Here is a 10,384-nt window from a genome sequence, read left to right as displayed (position 1 = left end):
CGCCATCTCCGGGGGCGGCGGGGGCGGCTCGATCTCCATCGGCAAGAACATGTGGTGGGTGAACTGCGGCTGATAGGCCCCCGCACCGCCGATCTGCACGCCTCCGCCCTCACCGCTGGACACTGCGGTGCCGTCGGGCAGGGTGGCCGCGGTGTGGTTGGCGTTCCAGCCGATCACCAGGGCGTTGGGTGCGGTTCCGTACTGGAAGCCGCGTTCCAGCAGCGCCGCCTCCTCGTTGGCGGTGTGGAACCGGTCCCCGAAGGCCGGCCGCCCGGTGGCGGTGTTGGCGACCCACGACACCAGTCCGGAGCAATCGGTACCGGCCGGGGAATCCCCGCCGACGACATACGGCGTCCCCGAAACCTGGTTGATCAACGACATAATCGAAGCCAGAACGAACACGGGGTGGAACATTAACAAGACCACTATGTCGACAATCAAATTATGTGGCGGTCATCACGTCGGAAAGCAAAAATGATCTGACCAACATTTCACCGTCTCCAAAGCCCACAGCCACGGCGTTCTCGCCGGTCATCACGCTATAGACCACAGTGAATCCGGTCGGCCCCAATTGTCGGCAGCGCACCATCAATCGCTGAACGATAACAATAATGAGTCGCTCCCGCTACACGAACGACGTCGAATTACCCAATTACTTCTGTCATTTCTCTGCCATTTTCCTGCCCACCAGCCAGGCCTCGCCGCACCCTTCCCCGGATGCGATGATCTGCAGCGACGCGAACGCGGCCGACAGCTCGCCGGGCGCCGCGCGATAGCGTCCCGCACCGGGGGCCCCGACCACGCTGAGTGCGGCGATCGCCAGCAGCCCACCGGGTGCCAACCGGTCGAGGATCGCGGCGTCGAGCCGCCGATCAACGAAGCGGTGACACAGCACCACTGAGACCGCCGGCCCTGCCGGCAGGCCGTCGTCGAGGTCGACGACGTCGAAGCGGCAGCGGTGCGCGACCCCACTGCGCCCAGCCAGCGCCCGCGCCTGCTCGATCGCCACCGCAGAGACATCCATCCCCCAGACGTCCAGTCCGCGCCGGGCCAGCCACACTGAGGCGCCTCCCACGCCGCAGGCCAGCTCCAGCGCCCGACCCGACATCGGGAATACCCCGCTGTAGGGGGCGAAGACCGGTGGAGGGCCGACTGAGGCCGCGGTGGGGGCGTCGCGGTCGGTGTAGCGGGCATCCCAGCGCGCCCGGTCATCCTCGCTCATCAGCGCATGCTCCCGCGCTTCACACCGGCCGAGGCGCGTACATGATGACCGCGACCCCGGCCAGACACAGCAGTGCCCCGGCGACATCCCAACGGTCCGGCCGGAACCCGTCGACGGCCATCCCCCACGCCAGTGAGCCGGCGACGAACACGCCGCCGTAGGCGGCGAGTATCCGACCGAAGTGGGCGTCGGGTTGCAGGGTGGCGACGAAACCGTAGGCACCCAAAGCCATCACCCCGAGCCCGATCGCCAGCCATCCGCGCTGTTCGCGCACCCCCTGCCAGACCAGCCAAGCGCCGCCGATCTCCAGCAGTGCCGCAACCGCGAACAGAACGATCGACTTGCCAATCATCATCGCGCCATTGTCTCCCACGGCCGCGGATGGATGATCGGATCCGGCCGTGTTGTCCGACCGGCGGAGTAGTGTTCGGCTCGGCGAGAGGAGGTCGGCGATGCCGCGACGGTCCGGGCCCTCCGACTTGCCGGTGCTGGGTTCCTACCCCGCCCAACGATGTGCCCGCCGCGTCCACAACGAGTTCGCCCCCGGGCCACGGGTGGCGCTCCCGATCTCCCCGGAGGTGCAGGCCCGCATCGATGCCGGACGGCTGTTCGAATCGGCGATATTCGACGAAATCCGGGACAGCGCCACGGCTTCGGGTGGCGCAGTGGCAGATCTGACCATCGCGGCGACCGGCGAGGACTGGGACCGGGGGACGCAGCGAACCCTGGAGGCGATTGGTGACGGCGCGGACGTCATCATCGGCGGGAGGCTTCCCGAGATCAACAGCCGGTCCGGCGCCCCCGATGTTCTGGTTCGCCACGGCGAGGGCTATCTGCCGGTGGACGTCAAGAACCACCGGACGCTGCGAGCCTCAGCCAAACCCGCCAAACCCGCCAATCCGCGCCCGTCGGCGCACGTGCTCGTCTCGGCTCTCACCGCACCCGACGTCACCGTGCCGCAGTCCGGATACAGCAATAGGGCCACCAGCTGGCAGAAGGATGTGATGCAGCTGGCCCACTACACCCGAATGCTGCAGGAGTTGGGTTTTCACGCCGGCCCACTGCTGGGCGGAATCATCGGCACCTCGGACATGACCGCGCTGCTCGGGTGCACCCACGCGATCACCTGGTATGACCTCGACATCGCCGATGTGGCCACCTATTCGCGCTCATCTCCGACGCACGTCACAAAGCGCTCGGCGTTGCAGCGCTACGACCACGAGTTCGGCTTCCGGGTCGCCGTTGCGGCCGCCGCCCGCTCCGGAGAGGAGATAGTGCGTCCGTATCACATCACCGAATGCGCGACGTGCGAATGGTTCGACCACTGCACTGAGGTGGCCGGACCCACCGACGCGTCATTCGCCACCGAGACCGGGCTGCTAACCGTCCGTCAATGGCGATACCTCTACACCCAGTGCGGCGACGGCACGGCGTTGAGCATCGACGAACTCGCCGCCGCCGACCCCGCCACGCACAGCGCCGGTTTCTGCGAACATTCCCCGACCGGTCTGGCACCGGCGCAGCGCCTGGAGAACGTCATCCGTCGTGCCCGGATGACGGTCGCCGGCGTCGACCTGGAACTCGACGGCGCGCAAACACCCGAGGTCCCGCAGGCCGACATCGAGATCGACTTCGACATCGAGTGGGATCTCGATCAGCGGATTTACCAGTGGGGCCTGCGGATCCGCGACTGCCACGACGACGGCACCGCGCGCTATGAGCCGATCGTCTCGTTCTACCCACTCGATGACGACGCCGAGGCTGCCCTGGCCGAGCAGTTCGCTGCGCGGATCGATGCCCTGTGCGAGACCGCCGACCGACTCGGCCGCAGCCTACGGATCTTCCACTGGAATCACCCGGAGATCAGTCTCACCAAGCGATTCCCGGCGGTGCAGCGCGTTCTCGACGGCGTCACCGTTGACCTGATGAAGTGGTTCGCGAGCGTGTTCTTCTGCCGTACCAGCCTGTCGATCAAGGACGTCGCCGCGATCTTCGGCTTCTTTTGGGACGTCGAGAACGCCGGCGGTGAGGCATCCCAGTACATGATCGATGTGGCGCGCGGTGACGGACCCGAGGCGGCCGAAGCACGCCGATGGTGCTTGCGCTACAACGAGTGCGATGTCGCCGCGCAGGCCGCGATCCGTGACGGTGTTCGTCAGATGCTTGCCGGAAGTGCACGGCCGCAACGATGACGACGGCGTTCGTGCTCTCCGGTGGGGCGAGTCTGGGGGCGATCCAGGTCGGCATGCTGGCGGCGCTGGCAGAGAACGCGATCGCTCCGGACCTCATCGTCGGCACCTCGGTGGGCGCGATCAACGGCGGCTGGATCGCCTCACAGCCCGATCCCGTCGGGATCGAGGAATTGGCCCGGCTGTGGCGATCGCTGTCGCGTCAGGAGGTCTTTCCCACCCGCCCGCTGCTCGGCCTGCTGGGGTTTCTGGGACGGCGACCCAATCTGGTGCCCGCCAGCGGGATACGCCGCCTTCTGACCGACCATCTGCAGTTCACCCGGCTGGAGGATGCCCCGATTGCACTCCATGTCGTGGCCACCGACGTGCTCTCCGGCCACGATGTGCTCCTTTCCTCAGGCGATGCCGTAGCGGCGATCTGCGCGAGCTCGGCGATCCCCGCCGTGCTGCCCCCGGTCCGCATCGCGGGCCGGGAGTTGATGGACGGTGGTGTCGTCAACAACACCCCGATCTCACACGCGATCGCCCTGGGCGCCGACATCGTGTACGTCTTGCCCACCGGCTACGCCTGCGATCTTGCCGCCGCACCGCGCGGGGTGATCGCCATGGCGTTGCACGCGTTGACACTGGCGATCAACCAGCGGTTGGCCGCCGACATCAAACGTTATGAGGACACCGTGACGCTACGGGTGGTGCCGCCGCTGTGTCCCGTGCGCATCTCCCCGATCGATTTCTCCCAGGGGGCTGCACTGATCGCCGAATCCCACCGAGAGACCCTGCGCTGGCTCGAGCAACCACCGCGTAGCGGCCAGGAGGTGCTGCTCGCGCCGCACCGCCACTGAGTCCGGTCAGCGCCAGCGGGCCAACCAGTCGCGCTCCAGTTGTTCTTTCTCGGCGTGGAACTTTGCGGTCGGTGGGAACAGCGAGACCTGCGGGCCGGCATCGGCCAGGAACCGGCCGGCGATCTTGGCCGCCCGTCCCCCGCCGACGACCAGCAGGCAGCCGCCGTCGCCGGTGTAGACGCCCTCGGGTGCGTCGTAGCCGAGTTGACGGGCGATCTGGTCGGCGGCCACCAGCGCCTGCCCCTCGGCGAACACCCCCGCTTTCGGCAGGGGCTTGCCGTTGGCCAGGGTCACTGCGGTGTTGTCGCCGACCGCCCACACACCGGGAGCCTTGGCGGCCAAGGTGTCCGGCGCAACCGGGATCCACCCGTCGGCGTTGACCAGATCGGGCACGATCTGGGCCGCCGCGCAGGCGTGCGGGGGCACCACGGCCAGCAGATCGGCGTGCTCGCGGCCACCGTCGGCGAACGTGACCGTCGCGCCATCGGGCCCGATGCCGGTGATGCTGCGTCCCGGATGGAAACCGATGCCGCGCGCCGACAGCAACTCGGTGACTCCGGCACCGACGTCGGGGCCGACGACCGGAATGGGATACGGCTCGGCGGTGATGACGTCTAGCCGCACCGCAGAGCCCGTGAGCCTTTCGCCGAGTTGATCGGCGAGCAGAAATGCCGCCTCGTAGGGGGCGGGCGGGCATTTGAACGGCGGCGGTGGAATCACCACCACGATGCGCCCGGCGGTGAACTGTTCGACGCTGCGCCGCAGCGCATCCGCACCGTCGGGGGTGTAGAACTGGGCGGCGCGCCCGGCGGAGATCGCGGCATCCAAGCCGGGTAGCGCCGCGGTGTCGAGTTCGGCGCCCAGCGCGATGAGCAGCGCATCGTAAGCGAGACTGTGCTCAGCGTCCCCGGCGCGGTAGGACACCGTCGCGGCCGCGGTATCCACGGCGGCGACCTCACCGGTTTGCAGTGACACCCCAAGCAGGGCAGTCTGTTTCAGCGTTGCCGTCACGTCTTCGGGCCGGCGCCAACCGCCAAGCACCCGCAGCGCGGACAAGCCGAGACTTCCCGAGAACGTGCGGTCGATCATCACGACGCGGTCCGCTGGCGACAACACGGCACGGAGCCGTTCTGCCGCAGCACGACCCGCTGTTCCCGCCCCGAGGACGACTACCGTTTTACTCAACGGTCCTCACCTCTTTCGTCGGGGGCCGACTGCGAAGGGCGATTATTCGCCGCCGCGGACGACGACACGCTTGGGGTCGGCGCTCCACTCCGACCACGATCCGGGAAACAGCGCCGCACGCCGCCCCAGCACCGCCAAGGCGGCCACCGGGACCGTTGCGCTGATCCCCGATCCGCAGTAGGCGCCCAGCGCGTCGCCCGCCTCGACGTTCCGGTCGGCGAGCAGACGCCCCAACGCATCGTCGTCGAGGAAGGTGCCGTCGTCGGCGAGCACCGCTGTGCAGGGCAGGTTCTTGGCGCTGGGGATGTGTCCGGCCACCGCGTCGGCGGGTTCGTTGTCCCCGCGGTAACGCTCGGGCGGGCGGGCATCGAGCAGCGTCGCCGCCCCTTCGGCGACCTGGTCGGCATTGAGGGTGGGTAGCGCCCCGGCGTACAGATCTTCGTATTCCAGGGTCACATCGCCCGGCTGCGGGTCGACCGCACCGGTGTCCACCGCATTGCCGGCGGCGCGCCAGGCGGCCAGCCCGCCGTCGAGAATGCGCACGTTGGTCAGCCCGGCCGCGGTCAGCACCCACCAGGCGCGACCGGATCCGACCCGGTTCCAGTCGTCGTAGGCGACCACCAGATGATCGGCGCTCACCCCCCAGCGGCGCGCGGCGGCTTGCACGCTCGATCCCGCCGGCAGCGGATGCCGGCCCCGGCCGGTGACGGTGTGGTCGCTCAGTTCGTCTTCCAGCGAGACGTACACCGCGCCGGGCAGGTGCCCGGCCAGATACGCCGCCCGCCCGTCGGGCTCATCGAGGCGCCATCGCACGTCGAGGACCGTGATCGGATCCCCGGCCTGGATCCGGCGCGCCACCTCATCGACACTGATCAGCACCTGGTCGCGCGCGGCCACGGCGCACCTCCTTCTCTTACTGCCTTCTCCCACTGCTGTCGACGGGGCGCGCATCGCGGGCACCCGTAATGAAAGCCTACTGGCGCGTTTGGGTGCTCCGCCGCACGTCCGGCCTCGGTTCACTGCTCTTTCGGGGCGTACCACTTCAGTTCGATCTCGACTTCGTACTCGACGCTGGAGCCCCGGTCTTCGCGTTCGATCTCGAACTCCCGCTCGATCTGCTCGGGCACCGCGAGGCGGCCCGCCCTGCCGTAGCTGATGGTCCCCGCCGATTCCAGCTCGTCGGCGAGGCGGCGCAGCTCGGCCGCCACGTCCGCGCGGGTAGTCAGGCGTTCTTCTTTGTGGATCGTCTCTTCGGCTTCTTTGTGGATCGTCTCTTCGGCCATAGCCCCAACCTAGCCCACCCTGCATCAAATTGCCTGGTGAGAGCTATTTTCGCTGTGAGCGCAGCGCGCCCGGCGGCGGTTCGGTCAGCGGATCGGCGGGCAACTACCGTGCGGACCGCGCGCCACGCAGCGGCTCCATTCGCCGTCTTGCCCGTCGATGCTCCACAGGAAGAACTCGTGGCCGATCTGATTGGTGCCGCCGTCGGCCTGCACCGTCGCCGCACCGTCGTCGACGACGAGTTGCTCGTCGTGCACCGCGGCCTGGAATCCGGCTGCGGTGAGTCGCTCGCAGGCCTGTTCCAACGTCTCGGCACCGGCTACCGCTGCGACACACCCGTCAATGTTCACATCCACACCTCTCCCGCACCTGTCGATGTTGCATTGACCCCGACAACAGGCGAATCGTGAAAATTAATCCGGCCCTACGGCATCGTCGATGCATCCACAGAACCGGCTTGGCACACACCCCTGCGTTTGATGGTCCACCATTTCGGTGAATCCGACAGGGATACGACAGGGCGTTGTGCCCACAATCGGTGAACAACGCACACGTTTGGAAAGGACCGATCCCATGGCGGCCAGCAACAGCGAACGGGACTTCAAGGTCAAAGACCCCGTCTACTTCAACTACCGGTCGGCCCACGACCTGGAGGGGCGCATCGTCGGGGTGGCCAAGAAAGGCAAGACCTCGGCCACCACCACCTATGAGGTGATGCCGTTCAAAAAACACATCCATCCGGGTGAGAAGGTGCCCATCCACCGCACCGGGGCACACCTGCGGTACCGCGACAGCTAGGAGGGGCGGGTCGAAACGACCGGCGCCCCCGGGCCACTAGTCGGGCCAGCCGTTGCCCAAGATGATCTCGACGAAATCGTCGCGGACGAACGACGGGTCGTAGTGATCGAGGACATCGGCGTTGACGGTGCCGAACGTGCTGGCCGGTCGGTGTTTGACCCCGTTGGTGAAGGCGTGCAGGATGCGGCGCTTGAAATCCGGGCGCGGATGCGCCGCGGTCACCGCCTCGAGGGCCTCGGCGGTCAGGTCGTCGCGACCGAAGCCGAGGACGTCGGTCTCGACGCCCGCGGTCACCAACGCCACCTCCGGGTCGAGGAACTGCGGGACCCCGGGGGTGGTGTGCAACGCGATGCCCAACCAGACCTTGCCGACATCGACCTCGTCGACCCCGCGTTCCACCAGGAAGTCGCGTGCCGCGTTGGCGCCGTCGACCTCGAAACGCAGGGTCGAGTCCCGGTAGCGGTCGGTCAGCCCGAGGTCGTGGAACATGGCGGCGACGTAGAGCAGTTCGGGGTCCGCAACCAGTCCGCGGCGGCGGCCCTGCAACACCCCGAACAGGAACACCCGCCGCGAATGATGGAACAGCACATCGTCCTCGGCGTCGCGGATGAATTCGGTGGTGTCCCGCACCAACGCGGTATCGGGGATCGTCACCCCGGCGATCGTCTCAGCGGTGCCGCTCATGGTTGTCCCCTTCCCGGTGGCTCACACGCTCAGCCTTCCAGAATTAGCTACGCCGAACGCCACGGGCGCGGGTGAGCCGACCGGCGCCCCATGGCCACAAGCAGAGCGAGAACCCACAGTCGCACCCGATTGTTCGACTTGCCCCGGGCCGCATCCCCGGAACTGCCGTCGGACGTATGCCCGTAGATCCTGTGGGATGCCGGGCCTGCCCCAGTTTGACAGTGCGTACCCCACCCCGAGGTATTAAAATGTAGTGATGTCCGGCAAAACCCATCGGTGGCAGACGCTCGCCGGCGCGGCCCTGCTGTTCGCCAGCATGGTCTGCGCTCCGGGGGCGCACGCCGATCCGAACCTGCCTGCTCCCCCCGGCGCGCCGGTGCCCACCGTGGATCAGATCGTCGCAGACCTGAACCGCATCACCGACCCGAACGTGCCGTGGCAGGCCAAGGCAGACGTGGTCGAGCCCGGGTTCACCCCGGAGGAGGGCGCGAAGATAGACCCGGACCTGGCCCGACTCGCCGCGCACAACTACATCCCGTTCACCTTCATCGTCACCGACATCCAGCCGGCGCCGAACGACTACGCCGGCGCCACGGTGTCCATCCCGCACCGACCGCGGACACCGGCGGGGCCGATCGTGTTGGTGAAACAGGGCGAACAGTGGAAGGTCACCCACGACACCGCGATGACGATGCTCAATGCGATCTGGTCCAACGTGCACCGCGGCGGCGGCAATCCGGGCGCCAGCGTTGCCATATTCGGTTGGTGAGCGGTGACCGGAAGCGCCCGAATCGGGTCGTGGCCGGGCCTTACCCTCGTGTGTTGGACACGCTCAATCCTGGGATGTTCCCGGGGGAAGCGAGATAATCCAATCCGATGGCAAGGAAAAATTACTCCGAGGAGGTCAAGCGTGATGCGGTTGCGCTGTACCGAGACACCGAAGGGGCGACGATCACGGTGATGCTGCTGACCTCGGCGTTCACGACGCAACGCTGAGCGGCTGATGCAAAGACCAGGGTGTGGCGATCCGGCACCGCAAGCCGGCAGGGGCGAATGCGGCCTCAGCGGGCATGCACAGCCCCCGAGCAGGATCTGTCCCGGCTACGGGCCGAGAACCAGGCGTTGCGCGCGGAGAAGGTCAAGCTGGCCACCGAGCGTGACATCTGCGGTCGGCGGCCAAATATTTCGCCGGGGAGACGAACTGGTGAGCCGCTTCCAGTTCGTTGCCGACCACCGGGACACCTTCGAGGTGAAGTGGCTGTGCGCGGTCGTCGAGATCGCGCGTTCGTCGTTTTAAGCCTGGCTGGCCGGCGCCGACGGCCGCGCCGCGCGTCAGGGCGCTGACCGGGAGTTGGCGGAGCGTATCCGCACGGTGCACGAGCAGGACAACACCTACGGTGCGCCGCGGATCACCGCCGAACTCAACGACGGTGCACCGTCGGGTGAGCGGGTCAATCATCAGCGGGTGGCCCGGGTGATGCGCGGTGCCGGGATCGCTGGCTACCGGCGCAAACGCCGGGTCAAGACCACGGTCCCGGATCCGGCCAACCAGAAGGTTCCCGATCTGCTCAAGCGGGATTTCACCGCGGAGGAGGCCAACACCCGCTACGTCGGAGACATCACCTATCTGCCGTTAGCGACCGGGTCGACTCTGTATCTGGCGACGGTGATCGACTGCTGTTCACGGCGGGTCACCGGGGTGGGCGATCGCCGATCACATGCGCACCGAACTGGTCGCCGATGCCCTCAACGCCGCTGCCGCGTTGCGGAGCAGTCTGGCCGGTGCGATATTTCATGCAGATCACGGAAGTCAGTACACCTCAAATGATTTCGCGATGCTCTGCCGTGACTTGGGGGTCATCCAGTCGATGGGAGGTGTCGGGTCAAGTGCCGATAACGCGTTGGCCGAATCGTTCAATGCAGCCCTCAAACGCGAGATCCTGCAAGACCGGTCCTGCTGGCCCGACGCGGCGTCCTGCCGCCGCGAAGTGTTCCGCTGGCTGGCCCGCTACAACACCAAACGACGCCACTCCCACTGCACCCAATCCAGCCCGGCAACCTACGAAGGAACCTGACACCCGGGTCTGCTGCACGAATAGGTGACAGTTTGGTCACGCGGCCTGACTGGCCGGTGGGGTCATGATTGCTTCGAATTCGATGGGGGTCAACCGGCCGAGACCGGT

General features: G+C 67.2%; 12 protein-coding genes and 1 pseudogene. 5 read left to right on the top strand and 8 right to left on the bottom strand.

The annotated features are described in order from the left end of the window. From B8W67_RS19400 to B8W67_RS19390, 3 genes are all read right to left on the bottom strand, one after another. Nucleotides 1–381: NlpC/P60 family protein (locus B8W67_RS19400; RefSeq protein ID WP_165757328.1), on the bottom strand; the 381-nt coding region annotated here is incomplete at its 3' end. 280 nt (nt 382–661) lie between these two features. After that, nucleotides 662–1,222, bottom strand: a complete 561-nt coding sequence (locus B8W67_RS19395; RefSeq protein ID WP_085305786.1) for an SAM-dependent methyltransferase — start codon at nt 1,220–1,222, stop codon at nt 662–664. 19 nt (nt 1,223–1,241) lie between these two features. Beyond that, nucleotides 1,242–1,574 carry a YnfA family protein gene (locus tag B8W67_RS19390; protein WP_109470218.1) on the bottom strand — a complete coding sequence of 111 codons (333 nt, stop codon included), beginning with the start codon at nt 1,572–1,574 and terminating at the stop codon, nt 1,242–1,244. Between the two features lie 100 nt (nt 1,575–1,674). Between B8W67_RS19390 and B8W67_RS19385 the strand changes: the two genes are divergently transcribed. After that, nucleotides 1,675–3,414 carry a ribonuclease H-like domain-containing protein gene (locus B8W67_RS19385; RefSeq protein ID WP_085305784.1) on the top strand — a complete coding sequence of 580 codons (1,740 nt, stop codon included), beginning with the start codon at nt 1,675–1,677 and terminating at the stop codon, nt 3,412–3,414. After that, on the top strand, nt 3,411–4,253 hold the full coding sequence (locus B8W67_RS19380) for a patatin-like phospholipase family protein (protein WP_085305782.1): 843 nt from the start codon (nt 3,411–3,413) through the stop codon (nt 4,251–4,253). Before B8W67_RS19385 ends, B8W67_RS19380 begins: the two co-directional genes overlap by 4 nt. Before the next feature lie 6 nt (nt 4,254–4,259). On the opposite strand, the gene B8W67_RS19375 is transcribed toward B8W67_RS19380, so the two are convergent. The 4 genes from B8W67_RS19375 to B8W67_RS19360 form a co-directional block, all read right to left on the bottom strand. After that, nucleotides 4,260–5,438, bottom strand: a complete 1,179-nt coding sequence (locus tag B8W67_RS19375) for an NAD(P)/FAD-dependent oxidoreductase (protein ID WP_085305780.1) — start codon at nt 5,436–5,438, stop codon at nt 4,260–4,262. A 42-nt stretch (nt 5,439–5,480) separates the two neighbouring features. Continuing rightward, entirely contained in the window at nt 5,481–6,335 is an 855-nt protein-coding gene (locus tag B8W67_RS19370) for a sulfurtransferase (protein ID WP_085305778.1), read from the bottom strand. 119 nt (nt 6,336–6,454) lie between these two features. Continuing rightward, nucleotides 6,455–6,721: an amphi-Trp domain-containing protein gene (locus B8W67_RS19365; RefSeq protein ID WP_085305776.1), complete on the bottom strand. Its 267-nt coding sequence runs from the start codon at nt 6,719–6,721 to the stop codon at nt 6,455–6,457. Nucleotides 6,722–6,805: 84 nt separating this feature from the next. Next, nucleotides 6,806–7,069: a hypothetical protein gene (locus tag B8W67_RS19360; protein ID WP_234806833.1), complete on the bottom strand. Its 264-nt coding sequence runs from the start codon at nt 7,067–7,069 to the stop codon at nt 6,806–6,808. Nucleotides 7,070–7,292: 223 nt separating this feature from the next. Between B8W67_RS19360 and B8W67_RS19355 the strand changes: the two genes are divergently transcribed. Continuing rightward, nucleotides 7,293–7,517, top strand: a complete 225-nt coding sequence (locus B8W67_RS19355) for a hypothetical protein (RefSeq protein ID WP_085305772.1) — start codon at nt 7,293–7,295, stop codon at nt 7,515–7,517. A 36-nt stretch (nt 7,518–7,553) separates the two neighbouring features. Here the strand turns inward: B8W67_RS19355 and B8W67_RS19350 are convergent, their stop codons facing one another. Continuing rightward, on the bottom strand, nt 7,554–8,201 hold the full coding sequence (locus B8W67_RS19350) for an HD domain-containing protein (RefSeq protein WP_085305770.1): 648 nt from the start codon (nt 8,199–8,201) through the stop codon (nt 7,554–7,556). A 256-nt stretch (nt 8,202–8,457) separates the two neighbouring features. On the opposite strand from B8W67_RS19350, the gene B8W67_RS19345 reads away from it, so the two are divergent. After that, complete coding sequence (locus B8W67_RS19345) at nt 8,458–8,970, top strand: MTB12 C-terminal domain-containing protein (RefSeq protein ID WP_131814698.1); 513 nt, start codon at nt 8,458–8,460, stop codon at nt 8,968–8,970. 107 nt (nt 8,971–9,077) lie between these two features. Further along, a pseudogene (locus tag B8W67_RS19340) lies at nt 9,078–10,276 on the top strand (IS3 family transposase). Nucleotides 10,277–10,384 lie beyond the last annotated feature (108 nt).

Origin of the sequence: Mycolicibacillus koreensis, from assembly GCF_002104795.1 — a bacterium.
Taxonomy (GTDB): domain Bacteria; phylum Actinomycetota; class Actinomycetes; order Mycobacteriales; family Mycobacteriaceae; genus Mycobacterium; species Mycobacterium koreense.
Note: the sequence above shows the minus strand (reverse complement) of the source record. Positions and strands in the feature narration are given on the sequence as shown.

Bases quoted from the DNA above. Each gene is read 5' to 3' on its own strand.
- B8W67_RS19350 (WP_085305770.1), bottom strand. From the start codon at position 8,201: ATGAGCGGCACCGCTGAGACGATCGCCGGGGTGACGATCCCCGATACC.
- B8W67_RS19390 (WP_109470218.1), bottom strand. From the start codon at position 1,574: ATGATTGGCAAGTCGATCGTTCTGTTCGCGGTTGCGGCACTGCTGGAG.
- B8W67_RS19345 (WP_131814698.1), top strand. From the start codon at position 8,458: ATGTCCGGCAAAACCCATCGGTGGCAGACGCTCGCCGGCGCGGCCCTG.
- B8W67_RS19385 (WP_085305784.1), top strand. From the start codon at position 1,675: ATGCCGCGACGGTCCGGGCCCTCCGACTTGCCGGTGCTGGGTTCCTAC.
- B8W67_RS19380 (WP_085305782.1), top strand. From the start codon at position 3,411: ATGACGACGGCGTTCGTGCTCTCCGGTGGGGCGAGTCTGGGGGCGATC.
- B8W67_RS19355 (WP_085305772.1), top strand. From the start codon at position 7,293: ATGGCGGCCAGCAACAGCGAACGGGACTTCAAGGTCAAAGACCCCGTC.
- B8W67_RS19395 (WP_085305786.1), bottom strand. From the start codon at position 1,222: ATGAGCGAGGATGACCGGGCGCGCTGGGATGCCCGCTACACCGACCGC.
- B8W67_RS19365 (WP_085305776.1), bottom strand. From the start codon at position 6,721: ATGGCCGAAGAGACGATCCACAAAGAAGCCGAAGAGACGATCCACAAA.